Source organism: Saccharothrix sp. NRRL B-16348 (genome assembly GCF_001280085.1).
Taxonomy (GTDB): Bacteria; Actinomycetota; Actinomycetes; order Mycobacteriales; family Pseudonocardiaceae; genus Actinosynnema.
Genome location: NZ_LGED01000247.1, coordinates 19,034 through 35,734 on the forward strand (window position 1 = coordinate 19,034; position 16,701 = coordinate 35,734).

At 72.8% G+C, this 16,701-nt stretch carries 18 protein-coding genes; 9 read left to right on the forward strand and 9 right to left on the reverse strand.

Features of this window, described 5'->3' with window-relative positions; genetic code table 11:
- Window positions 1-35 precede the first annotated feature (35 nt).
- Complete coding sequence (locus ADK67_RS40215; RefSeq protein ID WP_082404542.1) at window positions 36-443, forward strand: winged helix-turn-helix transcriptional regulator; 408 nt, start codon at window positions 36-38, stop codon at window positions 441-443.
- Here ADK67_RS40215 and ADK67_RS53080 read toward each other — a convergent pair.
- Together ADK67_RS53080 and ADK67_RS40225 are read right to left on the reverse strand one after the other, a co-directional pair.
- The gene (locus ADK67_RS53080; protein ID WP_197289851.1) at window positions 440-775 is read right to left on the reverse strand and encodes a hypothetical protein; all 336 of its coding nucleotides are present in this window, start codon (window positions 773-775) and stop codon (window positions 440-442) included. The two genes, ADK67_RS40215 and ADK67_RS53080, sit on opposite strands and share 4 nt — an antisense overlap.
- Window positions 772-1,338 carry an NAD-dependent epimerase/dehydratase family protein gene (locus ADK67_RS40225; RefSeq protein ID WP_053721842.1) on the reverse strand — a complete coding sequence of 189 codons (567 nt, stop codon included), beginning with the start codon at window positions 1,336-1,338 and terminating at the stop codon, window positions 772-774. Before ADK67_RS40225 ends, ADK67_RS53080 begins: the two co-directional genes overlap by 4 nt.
- A gap of 78 nt (window positions 1,339-1,416) precedes the next feature.
- Between ADK67_RS40225 and ADK67_RS40230 the strand changes: the two genes are divergently transcribed.
- Window positions 1,417-2,361: an AraC family transcriptional regulator gene (locus ADK67_RS40230; RefSeq protein WP_053721843.1), complete on the forward strand. Its 945-nt coding sequence runs from the start codon at window positions 1,417-1,419 to the stop codon at window positions 2,359-2,361.
- Window positions 2,362-2,378: 17 nt separating this feature from the next.
- Here ADK67_RS40230 and ADK67_RS40235 read toward each other — a convergent pair whose 3' ends face one another.
- Window positions 2,379-3,125 carry an acyltransferase gene (locus ADK67_RS40235; protein ID WP_053721844.1) on the reverse strand — a complete coding sequence of 249 codons (747 nt, stop codon included), beginning with the start codon at window positions 3,123-3,125 and terminating at the stop codon, window positions 2,379-2,381.
- A gap of 192 nt (window positions 3,126-3,317) precedes the next feature.
- On the opposite strand from ADK67_RS40235, the gene ADK67_RS40240 reads away from it, so the two are divergent.
- Window positions 3,318-4,265, forward strand: coding sequence for a nucleoside hydrolase (locus ADK67_RS40240; RefSeq protein ID WP_053721845.1), 948 nt, complete (start codon window positions 3,318-3,320; stop codon window positions 4,263-4,265).
- Here the strand turns inward: ADK67_RS40240 and ADK67_RS40245 are convergent.
- From ADK67_RS40245 to ADK67_RS40260, 4 genes are read right to left on the reverse strand one after another with little or no spacing between them, the layout of a single operon-like run.
- Entirely contained in the window at window positions 4,239-5,390 is a 1,152-nt protein-coding gene (locus ADK67_RS40245; protein ID WP_053721846.1) for a THUMP-like domain-containing protein, read from the reverse strand. The genes ADK67_RS40240 and ADK67_RS40245 overlap by 27 nt on opposite strands.
- On the reverse strand, window positions 5,390-6,343 hold the full coding sequence (locus ADK67_RS40250) for a class I SAM-dependent methyltransferase (RefSeq protein WP_053721847.1): 954 nt from the start codon (window positions 6,341-6,343) through the stop codon (window positions 5,390-5,392). The genes ADK67_RS40245 and ADK67_RS40250 overlap by 1 nt, the downstream gene beginning before the upstream one ends.
- Window positions 6,333-7,112 carry an enoyl-CoA hydratase/isomerase family protein gene (locus ADK67_RS40255; protein WP_053721848.1) on the reverse strand — a complete coding sequence of 260 codons (780 nt, stop codon included), beginning with the start codon at window positions 7,110-7,112 and terminating at the stop codon, window positions 6,333-6,335. Before ADK67_RS40255 ends, ADK67_RS40250 begins: the two co-directional genes overlap by 11 nt.
- A gap of 37 nt (window positions 7,113-7,149) precedes the next feature.
- The gene (locus tag ADK67_RS40260; RefSeq protein ID WP_053721889.1) at window positions 7,150-7,926 is read right to left on the reverse strand and encodes an ABC transporter ATP-binding protein; all 777 of its coding nucleotides are present in this window, start codon (window positions 7,924-7,926) and stop codon (window positions 7,150-7,152) included.
- Between the two features lie 176 nt (window positions 7,927-8,102).
- On the opposite strand from ADK67_RS40260, the gene glgX reads away from it, so the two are divergent.
- The 5 genes from glgX to ADK67_RS40280 all read left to right on the forward strand — a co-directional run bounded on the left by glgX (window position 8,103) and on the right by ADK67_RS40280 (window position 13,041).
- Entirely contained in the window at window positions 8,103-10,211 is a 2,109-nt protein-coding gene (gene glgX / locus ADK67_RS40265; RefSeq protein WP_197289852.1) for a glycogen debranching protein GlgX, read from the forward strand.
- A 371-nt stretch (window positions 10,212-10,582) separates the two neighbouring features.
- A complete protein-coding gene (locus ADK67_RS40270; protein WP_053721849.1) occupies window positions 10,583-11,161 on the forward strand; it encodes a cysteine dioxygenase in 579 nt (192 codons plus the stop codon).
- Window positions 11,158-11,544, forward strand: coding sequence for a rhodanese-like domain-containing protein (locus tag ADK67_RS40275; RefSeq protein ID WP_053721850.1), 387 nt, complete (start codon window positions 11,158-11,160; stop codon window positions 11,542-11,544). Before ADK67_RS40270 ends, ADK67_RS40275 begins: the two co-directional genes overlap by 4 nt.
- 159 nt (window positions 11,545-11,703) lie before the next feature.
- The gene (locus tag ADK67_RS51715; RefSeq protein ID WP_157621435.1) at window positions 11,704-11,877 is read left to right on the forward strand and encodes a hypothetical protein; all 174 of its coding nucleotides are present in this window, start codon (window positions 11,704-11,706) and stop codon (window positions 11,875-11,877) included.
- A 39-nt stretch (window positions 11,878-11,916) separates the two neighbouring features.
- Window positions 11,917-13,041: a hypothetical protein gene (locus ADK67_RS40280; RefSeq protein WP_053721851.1), complete on the forward strand. Its 1,125-nt coding sequence runs from the start codon at window positions 11,917-11,919 to the stop codon at window positions 13,039-13,041.
- A gap of 12 nt (window positions 13,042-13,053) precedes the next feature.
- Here the strand turns inward: ADK67_RS40280 and ADK67_RS40285 are convergent, their stop codons facing one another.
- Both ADK67_RS40285 and glgP read right to left on the reverse strand, forming a co-directional pair.
- Window positions 13,054-13,557, reverse strand: a complete 504-nt coding sequence (locus ADK67_RS40285; RefSeq protein ID WP_053721852.1) for a hypothetical protein — start codon at window positions 13,555-13,557, stop codon at window positions 13,054-13,056.
- Between the two features lie 145 nt (window positions 13,558-13,702).
- The gene (gene glgP, locus ADK67_RS40290; RefSeq protein ID WP_053721853.1) at window positions 13,703-16,273 is read right to left on the reverse strand and encodes an alpha-glucan family phosphorylase; all 2,571 of its coding nucleotides are present in this window, start codon (window positions 16,271-16,273) and stop codon (window positions 13,703-13,705) included.
- Window positions 16,274-16,426: 153 nt separating this feature from the next.
- On the opposite strand from glgP, the gene ADK67_RS51720 reads away from it, so the two are divergent.
- Complete coding sequence (locus tag ADK67_RS51720; protein WP_157621437.1) at window positions 16,427-16,567, forward strand: hypothetical protein; 141 nt, start codon at window positions 16,427-16,429, stop codon at window positions 16,565-16,567.
- The last annotated feature ends 134 nt before the right edge of the window (window positions 16,568-16,701 follow it).

The window sequence follows — 16,701 nt, forward strand, 5'->3', positions numbered from 1 at the left end:
GTGAAATAGGCACCTGAATGGTAATTAGGTACCTCGTGTATACCACTCCTGACCTGCGCGTTCACGGCGGTGTGGACGCCTACCTCCGCAGCTGCGCGTCACGTGCGGTCCTCGACCTGCTGACGACCAAGTGGGTGTGCCTCGTGATCGGCGCGCTGCGGCCCGGCACCCTGCGCTTCGGCGAACTGCGACGGCGGCTCGACGGCATCACCCAGAAGATGCTCACCCAGACGTTGCGGGACCTGGAACGGGCGGGCCTCGTGCACCGCGCCGTCTACCCGAGCGTCCCGCCGCGCGTCGAGTACAGCCTGACCCCGCTGGGCGACAACGTCGGCGGCCTGATGGACGCGATCAGGGTGTGGTCGGAGACGCACATCGACGACATCCGCTCCGCGCAGGAGGAGTACGACCGCAAGGCGGGCGAAGAACTGCAACCCGTCTAGGACGGGGACCGCCGCGCCGGCTCGGCGTAGCCCTGCGCCGGGTTGAGCAGGGCGCCGCACACGCCGCCCAGGGCGTCGCCGAACACCGGTTCCCAGCCGAGGTCGCGCAGCCGGGACGCGTCGAGCGCCGCGTCCGCCGCCAGGTACGCGGCCACGTCGCCGTGCGTCGCGACGGCCTCGGCGAGGCTCCACGAGCGCACCGGCACACCGGCGGCGGAGCCGATCGCGGCGGTGAGCGCGGCCAGCGGGACCGGCGTCGTCTCGGCGGCGTGGAACACCCCGCGCGCGGACGATTCGAGCAGCACGGCGTACCCGCGCGCGAGGTCGTTCACGTGCACCGCGGACCAGCGGTTCCCACCCGCGCCGACGTGCCGCGCCACCCCGTCCGCCCGCGCCTGCCGCACCAGCCCGGCGAGCGGGCCGCCGCCGTCGCCGTAGACGATCGGCGGTCGCACGACGACCCGCGCACGTGCTCGGCGCCGAGCACCCGTGCCTCCGCGCCGGCCAACCACGCGAGCGGGCCGGCGACCTCGGCGGTGTCGTCCTCGGTCACCGGTGTCCGCGACGACCTGGCCCTCGGCGCGCCGGTGGTCGTGACGAAGGCGCCGCCGGCCATCCCGCCGAGCATCGCCGTCACGGCCGCCGCGTCCACGGCGGGCCGGTCGGCGCCGGTGGTGGCCGCGATGTGCACGACGCCGTCCGCGCCGGCCGCCGCGCCGGACAGCACCGCCAGGTCGGCCAGGCTGCCGCGCACCGGTCGCGCGCCGTTCGCCCGGACCTTCGCTGCCGCCGCGTCACCGCGCGCCAGACCGCGCACCCGGTGCCCGCGGGCGACGAGGGCACGGGTCAGGGCCGAGCCGATGTAGCCGCTCGCGCCGGTGATGAAGATGTCCACGTGGTCTCCTCGTTCTCGTGGTCGGATTCACCGTAGGAAGCCCCGGACCCGGGGGAAATGTGCGAGGGTCCAGGACTTGTGCGCGAGAGTTCACCGTTCGACCTGGTCGGCACGCTGCTGCGGCACGTGCGGGTCGACGCGAGCACGTTCGGCCGGGTCGAGCTCGGCGCGCCGTGGGGAGCACGGGTCGCCGCGCGCGACACCGTGTCGCTGCACCACGTCCTCGACGGCGAGCTGTGGCTGGAGGTCGGCGGGCGGCAGGTCCACGTCCGGGCCGGCGACCTGGTGGTCCTGCCTCACGGCGCACCGCACGCGCTGCGGCACCGGCCGGACGCGCCCGTCACCGCGCACGACCCCGGTCCCGCGTCAGGCGGGCTGTCGGTGCGGCGGCGGTTCGGCGGTGACGGCGCCCGCACCGTGGTGCTGTGCGCGGAACTGACCGTGTCAGGTGCGGCGAAAGCGCTGTTCCCGCGGGCGCTGCCACCCGTCGTCCACCTGCGCCCGGGCTCGTCCGGTGATCCGGTGCCCGGCCTCGGCCGGCTGCTGGACGGCCTGCGCGAGGAGGTCCGCGACGACCGGTCCGGCGCGTCGCTGGTCGCGGCCAGGCTGGTGGAGCTGGTGCTGCTGCAGGGCATCCGGGCCGAGCTGGAACGCCCGGCCGAGGCCGGTTCGTGGCGCGCGGCGCTGGCGGACGACCGCATCGGCCGTGCGCTCGACGCGCTGTACGGCGCGCCCGGGCACCTGTGGAGCGTGGCGGCGCTCGCCCGTGCGGCGGGCATGAGCCGGGCGGCCTTCGCGACGCGCTTCCGCGAACTGCTCGGCGAGACGCCGATCGCCCACCTCACCCGGTGGCGCATGGACCTGGCCCGCACGGCGTTGCGCGAGCGGCCCGACCTGTCCGTCGGCCAGGTCGCGACGTCGGTCGGCTACCGCAGCGAGTACGCGTTCAACGCGGCGTTCCGCCGGGTGGTCGGCACGCCGCCAGGCCGCTACCGCGCCGCAGGGGCCGTGCTAGCGCCGTGACCCCCGTACTTCGCGGGCTATGAGCCGTTGCGCGACTGTTCGAGGGCTTCCCGCGCCTTGCGGGCCATGTCGGCGACGGCGGCGCGGCGCACGGCGTCGGCCTCGTAGTCCTCGCGGCGGTCCTTCACGACCCGCGCCGGCAGGCCCACGGCGATCTTGAAGTCCGGCACGTCGCCGCGCACCACGGCGTGCGCGCCGATCACGCAGCCGCGCCCGATCCGCGTGCCGCGGGTGACGGTGACCTTCGTGCCGAGCCAGCAGTCCGGCCCGATGCGCACCGGCGACTTCACGATGCCCTGGTCCTTGATCGGCAGCGTGATGTCCGCCGTGACGTGGTCGAAGTCGCAGATGTAGACCCAGTCGGCGATCAACGTCGCCGCGCCGATCTCCACGTCCAGGTAGCAGTTCACCGTGTTGTCCTTGCCGAACACGGCCTTGTCGCCGATCCGCAGCGAACCCTCGTGGCAGCGGATGGCGTTGCCGTCGCCGATGTGCACCCAGCGCCCGATCTCCAGCCGGCCGTAGCCGGGCCGGCAGTGCAGCTCGACCTTCTTGCCGAGGAACACCATCCCGCGCAGCACCACGTGCGGGTTCACGATCCGGAACTTCAGCAGCCGCCAGTACCGCACCAGGTACCAGGGCGTGTACGCGCGGTGCCGCAGGACCCAGCGCAGCGACGCCAGGGTGAGGAACCTGGCCTGCGCCGGGTCGCGGCGCGACCGACGCCACCTCGTCCACACCGGCGCACCCCACATGCTCGTCACGCGGGCACTGTAACTCGGCCGCTGCTCCGCAGACGGCGGGCTCGGTCGCCCGGACCACCCGCGAGGTCGCGTCGATCGTTCGCGACTCATTTTCCGGCGATCACGCCTTTCGATCGTCGGAAAATCAGGCGCGAGCGGTCGACTTCCAGGCGACCTCGCCGCCGTCTGCGGAGCAGCGGCAGAATCGACGCGGTGACGACACCCCTCATCATCGACACCGACCCCGGCGTGGACGACGCGTTCGCCATCGCCCTCGCCGCCGCCAGCCCCGAGGTCGACCTGATCGGGGTGACCACGGTCTTCGGCAACGTCTCGCTGGAGAACACCACCCGCAACGCCCTGCGGCTGCTGACCCTGCTCGGCCGCGACGACGTGCCGGTGGGCGTGGGCGCGTCCCGGCCGTTGATCCACCCCCACCCGCACCTGTCCAGCGCGCACGGCGAAGACGGGCTCTCCGGGTACGCCGACACGCTCCCCGAAGCCACCCGCGGCCCGGACGCGCGTGACGCCGTCACACTCCTGCGCGACCTCCTCGACCAGGCCGAACGCCCCGTCACGATCGTACCCATCGGCCCGCTCACCAACATCGCGCTGCTGCTGGCCGCGCACCCGAACCTCAAGCCGAAGATCGGCAGGCTCGTCGTCATGGGCGGCGGCGTGCACGGTGGCAACGTCACCGCGACGGCCGAGTTCAACGTCTGGAGCGACCCCGAGGCCGCCCGTCGCGTGCTGGTCGAGGAGGACGTGCCCACGACGCTGGTGCCGATGGACCTCACCCGCCGGTGCGCGGTCAGCGCCGAGTGGCTGGACGCGCTGGCGAAGACGTCCGACGTCGCCGCCACGCTGGTCGGCCTCACGCCCGCCTACCTGGAGACCTACCGGCGGTTCCTCGGCTGGGACGGCATGGCGGTGCACGACGCGGTCGCGGTGGCCGAGGCCGTGCGGCCGGGGATCCTGAGCGGCACCCCGTTCCCGGTGGACGTCGACTGCTCGTTCGGCCCCAACCGGGGCGCGCTCGTGGTGGACCAGCGGCTGGAGGTGGACGCGCCGAAGACGCTCGACATCACGATGGACACCGACCTCGACGGCCTGCGCGCGTTCCTCTTCGAACGGCTAGGTGCGCTCGGCGTGCGCGAGTAGGTAGACGGGACGGCGGCCGATGCGCGTCAACGCCACGGTCGCCTCGCCCGACCCGGACAGCTTCAGCCTCGGCCGCAACGCGTTCGGGTCCACGTCCAGCCCGCGCACCAGGATCTCCAGCCGACCCACGTCGTGCGCCCGCAGCACGGACCGCAACACCTTCTCGCTGTAGTGCCCGTGCTCGACTACCCGGAACGCCCGCACCCCCGGCGGCGGCACCGGCCCGGTCAGGTAGGCGATCCGCTCGTCCAGCTGCACCAGCCCGTGCCGGGCCGCGTAGTGCCGCACCAGCCCGGCCCGCACCACCGCGCCGTCCGGGTCGACCAGCCACTCGGCCGGCTCGCCGACCCCGCAGTCGTCGGGGTCGGCGGAGGTGATCGTCCACTCCGGACCGTCCGACCGCAGCACGGTCGCCCGCCGCGACACGCCCGGCGTGGCCAGGCCGCGCGTCCACAGGCACGCCTCGCGCACCTGCCCGTCCAACGACACCAGCTCGACCTCGTCGGCCCACGGCGCGACCGCGAAGTCGACGCCCGGCGCGCACTTCACCGCCAGGTCGCGGGCCGCGTAGGCGTCGGCCAGCTCGTCCAACGACGGCGCGAAGTCCGAGGGGTGCCACGTGCGCCGCCCGCTCGCGTCACGCCGCGCCGGGTCGGCGAGCACCGCCGTGCCGCGGGACACCGGCCGCAACGCGTCCGCCCGCACGAGCGGCACCGCGTCGCCCAGGTTGTGCCGCGCCATGGCCAGCCGCACCGGGTCGAGGTCGGACCCGATCGAGCCCTCGGGCAACGCCGCCAGGTCCGCGCCGATCGAGCACGTGACGTCGTGCGCGGGACCGCTGAACCGGCGCGCCCGGTGCACCGCGACCGGGTGGGCGGTGGCCTGCTGCAACGCGTCGGAGGTGAACAAGCCGTCGGTGAACCCGACCTTCGCGGCGGCCTTGCGCCGCAACAACAACGTCTCCAGCACCGCCGCGAAGAACGTCGGCGAGACCTGCTTGGCCCGGCCCACGTCGGCCAGCCGCGACGCGGGCGTCAGCGGCAGGTCGACCAGCGCCGACAACGCGGCGCGCCCGGCGTCGGAACGCAGGTGCGCCACGTCGTCGAGGCTGAAGGCGTAGGCCACTAGACCGGCTTGCGACCCGTCACGGACACGTTGTAGAACACCTCGCGCGGCAGCACCTTGGCCAGCACGTTCTCGTCCACCCAGGACAGCCGCTGCCAGGTCCGGTAGGCGAACATCGCCCACCCGAAGCCCAGCTTCTCGCGCGGCACGGCGGCCTCGAACGTGCGCACCGGCCAGCCGAACAACGCCGCCGACAGCTCCTCGGTCACCGCGCGCACGCCCACCGCGCCCGCGCCGCGAGCGGTCCGCTCCAGGTCCGACGGGTCGAACGTGTGCAGGTCGACGACGGCTTCCAGGGCCGCCGCCCGGGACGACTCGTCCAGCTCCTCCTGCGGCCGGCGCCACTCGTTCAGCGGGGCCAGCTTGGTCACGTTCGTGGTCAGCCACCAGGTGAGCTGCCCGAGCTTGCGGGCGTAGAGGTTGCCGACGTTCGTCGGGTCGCCCGCGAACACGAACCGGCCGCCCGGCTTGAGCACCCGCAGCACCTCGCGCATCGCGGCGGGCACGTCCGGGATGTGGTGCAGCACGGCGTGCCCCACCACCAGGTCGAACGTGTCGTCGTCGTACGGGATGCGCTCGGCGTCGGCCACCCGGCCGTCGACCGGCAGTTCCAGCTGCTCGGCGTTGCGCAGCGCCACCTCGACCATGCCCGGCGACAGGTCGGTCACCGAGCCGCGCTCGATCACGTCGCCCTGCATCAGGTTGAGCAGGAAGAACCCGGTGCCGCAGCCCAGCTCCAGCGCGTGCCCGTACGGCCCGGTGTCACCCGCGACGGCCCGGAAGCGGTCCTTGGCGTAGGTGATGCAGCGCTCGTCGTACGAGATGGACCACTTCTCGTCGTACGTGCCGGCTTCCCAGTCGTGGTAGAGCACGTTGGCGAGCTTGGGGTCCTTGTACGCCGCCTCGATCTCCTCGGCGGTGGCGTGCGGGTTGGGCTTGGGATCAACGGCCACTGAACTTCGCCTTCCCCGGGCCGTTCTCGATGAACGACGCCATGCCGGTCTTCTGGTCCTCGGTGGCGAACATCGCCGCGAACAGCTGGCTCTCCAGCTTCAGCCCGCTGCCGAGGTCGGTGTCCAGCCCGCCGTCGATCGCGGCCTTCGCGGCGGCGTACGCGCGCACCGGCCCGTTCACGAACCGACCCGCCCACCGCTTCGCCGCCTCGTAGACGTCGTCCGGCGCGACGACCTCGTCCACCATGCCGATCCGCAACGCCTCCTCGGCGCCCACGAACCGGCCGGTGTAGATCAGGTCCTTGGCCCGCGACGGTCCGATCAGCCGCGGCAGGCGCTGCGTGCCGCCCATGCCGGGGATGACGCCGAGCAGGATCTCGGGCTGGCCGACCTTCGCGTTGTCGCCCGCGATCCGCCGGTCCGCGCACAGCGCCAGCTCGAACCCGCCGCCGAGCGCGTACCCGGTGATGGCGGCCACGGTCGGCTTGGGGATCTCCTCCACCGCGCGCAACGCCGACGTGAACGAGCCCGCGCGGGCCGCCATCTCGGCGTAGGACAGCTCGGCCATCTCCTTGATGTCCGCGCCGGCCGCGAACACCTTCGGCCCGCCGTACACGATCACCGAGTAGACGTCGGCCCGGTCGGCGGCCTCCAGCGCGGCCGACCGGATCTCTTCCTGGACCTGTCGGTTGAGCGCGTTCATCGGCGGGCGGTCCAGCCGGATCGTGCCGATACCGTCCTCGACTTCGAGCCTCACGAACTCAGCCACGCGGTCCTCCTCGACCTCCGTCGGTGCGCCTCGCAGGTTACCCCTCGGTAGTTTTCCGGCGGGCGAAGTACCTGTCACCCGACCGTTGGAGCTCCAACGGCTGGTCGAACGTCTTCGACAGGTTCTCCTCGGTCAGCACGTCGTCCAGCAGACCCTGCGCCACGATGCCGCCGTCACGCAGCAGCAGCGCGTGCGTGAAGCCGGGCGGGATCTCCTCCACGTGGTGCGTGACCAGCACGATCGCCGGCGCGTCCGGGTCGAGCGCCAGCTCGGACAGCCGGGCCACCAGGTCCTCGCGGCCACCCAGGTCCAGGCCCGCCGCGGGCTCGTCCAGCAGCAGCATCTCGGGGTCGGTCATCAACGCCCGCGAGATCAGCGTGCGCTTGCGCTCGCCCTCGGACAACGTGCCGTAGGTGCGGTCGGCCAGGTGCTCGATGCCCATCGCGGCCAGCAGCTCCCTGGCGCGGCCGGTGTCGAGCTTGTCGTACTCCTCGCGCCACCGCCCCAGCACCGCGTACCCGGCGCTGACCACCAGGTCGACCACCTTCTCGTCGGCCGGGATGCGCCCGTTCAACGCCGAGGAGGACAGCCCGATCCGGGGCCGCAGCTCGGCCACGTCGGTCCTGCCGACCCGCTCGCCGAGCAGGTGCACCTTGCCCTTGGTCGGGTGCAGCTCCGCGCCGGCCAGCCGGAGCAGCGTCGTCTTGCCCGCCCCGTTCGGGCCGAGCACGACCCAGCGCTCGTCGAGCTCCACGCTCCAGTCGACGTCCCCGACCAGCGTGGTCTTGCCACGTCGAACCGAAACACCCTGCATGTGGATGACCAGATCTTCGTTTTCCACGCCTGCCCTCGCCCCGTCGATGCCTCGCCGCCGCCATTGTTCTGCAACGCCCTCCGCCGGTGGTCCGGTGGGGGGAGGTATGGGCGGGGTCGGTGAACCTCAGCGCGCTCATGCCCACACGGGGCGTGTGTCCTGGAAAGATCGGACGCATGGCTGCCGACTCGATCCTGCTCGCGGGCCGACCGTTCCCCCTCGGGGCGCACCCCGAGGCCGGAGGTGTGCGCTTCGCGGTCTCGGCGCCACCCGCCGACGCGGTGGAAGTGTGCCTGATCAGCGAAGACGGCACCGAGGAGCGGGTCGAGCTGACCGAGCGCACGTTCGGCGTGTGGCACGGGTTGATCTCCGGCGTCACGCCGGGCCAGCGCTACGGCTACCGCGTGCACGGGCCGTACGACCCGTCGCGGGGCCTGCGGTGCAACCCGGCGAAGCTGTTGGTCGATCCGTATGCGACGCGGATCACGGGCACGTTGTCCGACCTCGACGCGGCGTTGGGCTACGTGGACGACCCGATGCTCGGCGGGCCGTCGCCGGTCGACTCGCTCGGCAGCGTGCCGCTGTCCGTGGTCACCTCGCCCGGCGGGCCGGACACGGGCGTGAAGCCCGAGGTGCCGTTCGAGGAGGCGGTGGTCTACGAGCTGCACGTGCGCGGGTTCACCAAGCAGCACCCGGCCGTGCCCGAGCACCAGCGCGGCACGTACCTGGGGCTGGCGCACCCGGCCGTGCTGGAGCACCTGACGCGGCTCGGCGTGACGTCGGTCGAGCTGCTGCCCGTGCACGCGTTCGTCGACGAGCCGTCGTTGATCCGCGACGGCAGGCACAACTACTGGGGCTACTCGCCGCTGAGCTACTTCGCGCCGCACCCCGCCTACGCCAGCGAGCCCGGCCGGGAGGTGGAGGAGTTCCGCACGATGGTGGCCGCGCTGCACAACGCCGACATCGAAGTGATCATCGACGTGGTCTTCAACCACACCTGCGAGGGCGGCCCGGAGGGTCCGACGCTGTCCTACCGGGGCTTCGACGCGCCCGGCTACTACCTGCACATCGACGGCGGCGGCACGCTCGACATCACCGGCTGCGGCAACACCACCGAGGCCGGGTCGCCGCAGTTCGTGCGGCTGGTGACGGACTCGCTGCGGTACTGGGCCACCGAGATGGGCGTCGACGGGTTCCGGTTCGACCTGGCGTCCACGTTCGGCAGGCCGGGCGGCGGGCGGTTCGACCGGGCGTCGGCGATGCTCACCGCGATCACGTCGGACCCGGTGCTGTCGCGGTGCAAGCTGATCGCCGAGCCGTGGGACGCCACCGGCGACGGCTACCGGGTCGGCGACTTCGGCGTGCAGTGGGCCGAGTGGAACGGCCGCTACCGCGACACCGTGCGCGACTTCTGGCGCGGCATGACGAGCGTGCGCGACCTGGCGTACCGCCTGTCGGGCTCGTCCGACCTGTACGCCGACGACCTGCGGCGACCGTGGCAGTCGATCAACTTCATCACCGCGCACGACGGGTTCACGCTGCGCGACCTGGTGTCGTACAACGAGAAGCACAACCTGGCCAACGGCGAGGACAACCGCGACGGCACCAACGACAACCGGTCGTGGAACTGCGGCGTGGAGGGCGAGACGGACGACCCGGAGGTGCTCGCGCTGCGCGCCCGCCAGGCCCGCAACCTGCTCGCCACGCTGATGCTGTCCACCGGCACGCCGATGCTCACCGCCGGTGACGAGCAGTGGCGCACGCAGGGCGGCAACAACAACGCGTACTGCCTGGACGACGAGACGTCGTGGATGGACTGGAAGCTCGGCGGCGAGGGCGAGGCGATGCTGGCGTTCGCGCGCCGGGTGATCGCGGTCCGCCGCCAGTCGCCCGGCTTGCGGCAGCCGCAGTTCTTCGACGGCCGGCCCACGTCGTCCGGCGCGCCCGACCTGGTGTGGTTCCGGCCCGACGGCGAGGAGATGGCCGAGACCGACTGGTTCGACGACGGCCGCCGGTTCCTCGGCATGTGGATCGACGGGTCTAACAGCCTGTCGCGCTCCCGTGACGGCGAGCTGGTGTCGGACGACTCGTGGCTGCTGCTCGTGCACGCGGGCGCGGACCCGATCGAGGTCACCCTGCCGGGCGCCGAGTACGGCGGGCGTTACGAGCCGACGATCGACTCCGCCACCGCCGACGGCTCGCCCGCGGCCCCGGAGAGCCTGGCGGCCGGCGCGACCGTCGTGCTGGAGGGCCGCTCCCTGCTGCTGCTCCGCGTGCCGAACTGAGCGCGCCTGACTCAGCGCGCCGACCGAGCCGCGCCGAGCGTGCCGACCGAGCATGCTGAACCGAGCCGAGCCGCGCCGAACCGCGCGTGCTGAACCGGGCGTGCTGAACCGGATGGCTCGGTGACCGACTGCCTCCGCCACCGACGCAATCCTGCCTGGTGAGAGCCCTCCGCGCGGGCCGCCGATCCGTGGCACGATGCCGGCGTGGCCCGCCCGTTGCTGACCTGGTGCGACCGCACGATCGACCTCCTGCTGGTGGCGTCGTGCGGGTGTAGCCGGACGCGACGTGGCCGCTCCCGCACAGCGGGTTGACGCCGCGTCGCGTCTTGATCGCTACCCCGCCCGACCCGTAGCCATCAGGAGCGACCAACGTGACCGCGACGATCGCGCGCGCGGACCTGCACCCCGAGCTGGACGTGCGGTTCCTCCGCGACATCATCCACCCCGAACGCGACCTGTGGACGCCGCGCGAGCTGCGCGAGCTGACCTCGACCGTCGCCGCCGAACTGACCACCCCGTTGCTGGGCATCCTCCGGTTCGACACCGATCGGCGCTGGTGGGCGCGGCTCGGGCTGACCGAGGGCGTCGAGCTGTGGCTGCTGAGCTGGCTGCCCGGCCAGGGCACCGAGCCGCACGACCACGGCGGCGCCTCGGGCTCGTTCACCGTGCTCACCGGCGAGCTGGCGGAGGACTACCGCTACCCCGGTGGGCCGATCCGCAGCGCGCCGCGTCCCGTGGGCAGCGCGCTGGGGTTCGGCGCCGGGCGTGCGCACCGGGTGGTGAACCAGGGCACGATCGGTGCGGCGAGCGTGCACGCCTACTCGCCGCCGCTGGTGCCGACCCGGGAGTACCCGAGCCTCGCCGACATCCCGCCGGAGATCCCGCCGTTGCCCGCCCTGCGGCTGCCGTTGGAGCAGCTGCGCGTTCTGGCCGACCAGGAGGGCCCATGAGTGCCGAGGAGTTGCTGGAGGAAGCACGACGGGCGTTGACGCGCGTCGAGCCGCACGAGCTGGCCGGTCTGCCGGACGTGCTGGTGGTGGACATCCGGCCGCACCACAACCGCGCGGCGGAGGGTGAGATCCCCGGCTCGATCCCGGTGGAGCGGATCGTGCTGGAGTGGCGGCTCGACCCGGACGGCGAGCACCGCATCCCCGGTTTCACCGCCGACACGACCGTCGTCGTGCTGTGCAACGAGGGCTACGCCTCCAGCCTGGCCGCCCGGGACCTCCAGCGCGTGGGCCTGCCCCGCGCGACGGACCTGGTGGGCGGATTCCGCGGCTACGTTTCCGCCGGTCTCCCCGTCCGGCCGGGAGCCACCCAGGCCGTCACCTGACCTCACAACGGACGGTTTCCGGCACGATCGACCACCGGCTTACACGCTCGACCAGGACGACATCCCCGCGCCGTTCAACGAACGCGTCGAGAACACTGGAGAAGTGCGCGGCCTGCGTGGGGGCCGACCCGCACGTCCGCCTACGCGTTCATCACCCCGGTGCCGGCGTTCGGCGTCGGCTGGTGGCTCGGCGACGAGCGGTTCAGCTCGATCGTGGCGCTCGGCGCGGCGGTCGTGGTCGTCGCCGTGGCGGTGCTGTGGATCGATCGGCGGCGCGTGGCCGCGGCGGCTCAGGCCGTCCCGGACCACCTGTCGCAGAAGACGAACCGGTGAGCGGGGAACCGCGAGGTCGGCGGTAGCGTCTCCAGGTCCGTGTGGAAAGCGCTGACCGGGCTGGCCCTGGTCGTCCTCGTGGTCTGGCGGCCGAGTGTCGCGACGTTCGGCGGGGCCGCGGTGGGGGCGTGGGCCGTCAACGCGGCGATGCAGCTCGGCCTGCTGGCAGGCGCGCTGCTGTTCCGCGTGCGTGTGCCGTTGGTCGAGATCGGCGTCGGCGGCGAGATCCGCACGTGGACCAAGCCCCACCTGCGGGTGGTGTGGCGGACGATCCCGCTGCTGATGTCGGTCGGCCTCACGTCGATCAAGGCGCCGGTCCGCCGTCGACTGTGGCTGACCGGGCTCACGTCCGCCGTGGTGTCCGCAGCGGTTGTGGCGGTCGTCTGGCTCGGCGCGCTCGTCTGGTCGGTCGCGGACCAGCCGTTCCTGCGCGGGTTCGCGGTCGCGGGCACGGCGGTGCTGCTCAACGGCCTGTGGCCGCGGCGCGGCGCGGGCACCACCTCGCCGGGCTGGTTCCTGTTCGCGCTGCCCCGCGTGTCCGGTCGCACGGCGGCGGAGTTCGAGGCGACGCCCCTGGTCAACCAGGTGACCGACGCGCTCGAACTCGGCGACCTCGACCGGGCCGAGGCGCTCGCCGACGAACTGGTCGAACGCCACCCCGCGCTGCTGGTCGCCATCGGCGCACGGTCCGCCGTGCTGACCCTGCGCGCCCGGTACGGCGAGGCGTTGCACATGGTCAGCGGCCTGGTCGGGCGCACCGACCTGGAGCCGCGCGACATGGCGTTCGTGCTGGCCGCGATGGCCAGTTCCACGGCGAACGCGGTCGAGGGCGGCCAGCTGCCCGCGGACGTCGGCGTGCCCGCGGCGAAACGCGCGGCGGACGGCGCGATGAAGTTCGGCTACCCGCGCCACCGCTGCACGGGCACGTTGGCGCAACTGGCCCTGATCGAGGACGACCACGCCACCGCGCTGGCCCTCGCCACGCAGGCCAAGGCGACCAGCGAGAGCGGCCTCGCCCGCGCCGACGCCCTGGCCACGATCGCCCGCGCGCACATGGCGGCCGGTGACAACGCGGCGGCCCGCGCGTCCCTGGTCGAGGCACGACAGCTCGCCGGCTGGATGCCCCGGGTCGCGGAGACCACGGCCCGGCTCGACATCTCCTGAGATCCGGGCAGCTCAGGCGGAAGCCGGCATGGTCGGCATGCCGCCGTCCGGCACGGGCAGGCCGCAGTTCGCCATGGCGTCGCCCACGGTCTTCAGCCACGTCCCCGTTTCGGCGCGGAGCTTCCCCGGATCCGGCGGCACAGCGCCGGGCACGATCTTGCTGAGCACGCTGAACGCGCCGGCGAACATCGCCAGGTCGTGCGACAGGCACAGCTCCGGCCCGTCGACGCGGGCCTCGGCGGGCGCGGTCGTCGGCGGCGTCGGCAGGCACTTCGCCGCCGTCATCGCCACCAGCAGGCGGAGCACGTCACCCAGCGGCACGACCGCCTTGTCGGGCGTGGGCGGGTCCGCGGCCAGCGGCTCGATCACCGTCTTGAGCGTGTCCGCGAGCTGCGTCACCAGTCCCGCGCACGCGGCGGGAGGTTCCGCCGGTTGCCGCGGCGCCGACGCGGCCGGGATGACGGCCACGCCGAGCACCACGGCGAGCACCGTGCCGATCGTCGCGAATTTCCTCACGCCGGAAGCGTAAGCGCGGACGCGCGCCCACCTGCCGGTGAAACCGGCGACTTCACCCGACCGAAGAAACCCGGCCCACCAGCGTGAACGCGACCCCGGACCAGATGACCGCCGGTCACGCCGACGGTCATCTGATCGAGGGATGTCAGCCCGCCAGCACGACCCGGCCGAGTTCGGCCGGTGACGCCAGCAGGTCGTGCCTCGGCAGCACGCGCACCGTGTAGCCGACGGCGCCCGCGTGCGGCAGCGGCACCTCGATCTCGTAGTTGCCGTTGCCCGCGTAGTCCATGCCGTGCGTGACCACGTCGTACAGCTCGTCGGAGTCGCCGACCCGGCCCAGCGCCACCTGGACGTCCACTTCGGACGGTTCCAGGCCGGCCAGCTCGATCCGGGCCCGCACGGCGACCGGCGAGCCGAGCTTCGGCGTGGCCGACCCGTTCAGCGACATCTCCGACTCCAGCACCCGCACCCGCGTCCACGAGGCCCGCAGCCGCTGCCGGTACGCGGCCAGCTCCTTCGCGCCGCGGAAGCCCTCGCCGACCACCGAGGCGGCCGACGACGCGGCGGGCGCGTACAGGTTCTCCACGTACTCGCGCACCATCCGCGACGCCTGCACCGCCGGGCCGAGCGAGGCCAGCGTGTGCCGCACCATCGCCAGCCACCGGGTCGGCACGCCGTCCTCGCCGCGGTCGTAGAACAGCGGCGCGACCTGGCTGCCGAGCAGGTCGTACAGCGCGGCGGCCTCCAGGTCGTCACGCCGGGTCGGGTCGGTGATGCCGTCGGCGGTCGGGATGGCCCAGCCGTTGCTGCCGTCGTACAGCTCGTCCCACCAGCCGTCGCGGATCGACAGGTTCAACCCGCCGTTGAGCGCGGACTTCATGCCGGACGTGCCGCACGCCTCCAGCGGGCGCATCGGGTTGTTCAGCCACACGTCGCAGCCCCAGTACAGGTACCGGGCCATGGACATGTCGTAGTCGGGCAGGAACACGATCCGGTGGCGCACGCCCGCGTCGTCGGCGAACCGCACGATCTGCTGGATCAACGCCTTGCCGCCGTCGTCGGCGGGGTGCGACTTGCCCGCGACGACCAGCTGCACGGGCCGTTCGGGGTGCAGCAGGAGCGCGCGCAGCCGCTCGGCGTCGCGCAGCATCAGCGTCAGCCGCTTGTAGGTCGGCACGCGGCGGGCGAAGCCGACGGTCAGCACGTCCGGGTCGAACACCGAGTCGGTCCAGCCCAGCTCCAGCGCCGACGCGCCGCGCTGCAGCCACGACGCGCGGGTGCGGCGGCGGACCTCGTCTACGAGCTTGCCGCGCAGGTCGTTGCGCAGCTCCCACAGCCGCTGGTCGGTGACCGGCTCGAACCCGTGCAGGCCGACGCCCGCCTCCTCGGTGTCGCCGACGAGCCTGCTCATCTCGGTCGCCGCCCACGTCGGGCCGTGCACGCCGTTGGTGACCGAGCCGATCGGCACCTCCGAGGCGTCGAAGCCCGGCCACAGGCCGCGGAACATGTCGCGGCTGACGGTGCCGTGCAGCTTGGAGACGCCGTTCGCGCGCTGGGCGAGCCGCAGGCCCATGTGCGCCATGTTGAACAGGCCGGGGTTGTCCTCCGCGCCCAGCGCGAGGACGCGCTGGGTGTTCACGCCCGGCAGCAGGGTCTCCGAGCCGAAGTAGTGCTGCACCAGGTCGACCGGGAACCGGTCGATGCCCGCCGGCACCGGCGTGTGCGTGGTGAACACCGTGCCCGCGCGGACCGCCGCCAACGCCTGGTCGAAGTCGAGGCCCTCGGTGGTGACCAGCTCGCGGATGCGCTCCAGGCCGAGGAAGCCCGCGTGGCCCTCGTTGGTGTGGAACACCTCGGGCGACGGGTGCCCGGTCAGGTCGCAGTACGTGCGCACGGCGCGGACGCCGCCGACGCCGGCCAGGATCTCCTGCCGGATGCGGTGGTCCTGGTCGCCGCCGTAGAGGCGGTCGGTGACGCCACGCAGGTCCTCGTCGTTCTCCTCGACGTCGGAGTCGAGCAGCAGCAGCGGGATGCGGCCGACCTGCGCCTTCCACACCTTGGCCCGCAGCACCCGGTCGCCGGGCATGGCGACGTGCACCAGGATCGGCGCGCCGGACGGCTCGGTGAGCAGCTCCAGCGGCAGGCCGCGCGGGTCGAGCACGGGGTAGTGCTCGATCTGCCAGCCGTCCAGGGACAGCGCCTGGCGGAAGTAGCCGGACCGGTAGAGCAGCCCGACCGCGATCAGCGGCACGCCGAGGTCGGAGGCCGCCTTGAGGTGGTCGCCCGCCAGCACGCCGAGGCCGCCGGAGTAGTTCGGCAGCGCCTCGGTGACGCCGAACTCCATCGAGAAGTAGGCGATCGCGGTCGGCAGGGGGTGCAGGTCGTGGTGGCCGTGGTCGCGGCGCTGCCCGATCTCGTCCTGGCGGCGCTGGAACCAGCGCGGTCCGGTGGTGTAGCGGTGCAGGTCGTCGGCGAGGGCGCGGGCGTGGGCGAGGAACTGCTCGTCGCGGGAGAGCTCTTCGAGGCGTTCGGGCGCGACCACGGACAGCAGCCGCAACGGGTCGCCGCTCTCGGCCCACAGCTCGGGGTCGACCGACGCGAACAGGTCCTGGGTGGGCTGGTGCCACGTCCAGCGCAGGTTCGTGGCGAGGGTGCCCAGGGCAGTCAACGGCTCGGGCAGACTGGCTCGGACGGTGAACCGGCGAAGTGCTCGCATGGCGTCGGACCTTATCCCCCATCCAGCGGTGCGGGACAACGGTCACCCGAACCGATGCCGTGACCGATACAGCCCGACCAGGGCAAACGACGCCCTGCAAGTAATTTCGCACACACTGCGCAACCGTCAAGCCCGTCGGCGGCGGTGGGGGTGGTGGCCGATCCGTTCTCGGGCGAGGTGTTCCGGACCGACGGCCACGTCGACATCGATCCGCCGTTCCGCAACCGGCGCCGGGCGGCCGACGGCGCGGTCCACGCCAAGCTCGTCGAGCTGATCGACACCACGGCCGGGTGACCGGGCATCGCTCGATCGGTACCGGCGTGGCACGGCTTCGGAACCGATCACGGGCTGGGAATCTGCTCGAATCGCGAGACGGACACCACCGCCAAGTGTGCAATCCGCGCGGAAAGGGTAGGAACAGCACGTGC

Excerpts from the sequence above, each read along its gene's own strand:
- ADK67_RS40260 (WP_053721889.1), bottom strand. The coding sequence starts at position 7,926 with ATGCAGGGTGTTTCGGTTCGACGTGGCAAGACCACGCTGGTCGGGGAC.
- glgX (WP_197289852.1), top strand. The coding sequence starts at position 8,103 with ATGGCTGCCGACTCGATCCTGCTCGCGGGCCGACCGTTCCCCCTCGGG.
- ADK67_RS40275 (WP_053721850.1), top strand. The coding sequence starts at position 11,158 with ATGAGTGCCGAGGAGTTGCTGGAGGAAGCACGACGGGCGTTGACGCGC.
- glgP (WP_053721853.1), bottom strand. The coding sequence starts at position 16,273 with ATGCGAGCACTTCGCCGGTTCACCGTCCGAGCCAGTCTGCCCGAGCCG.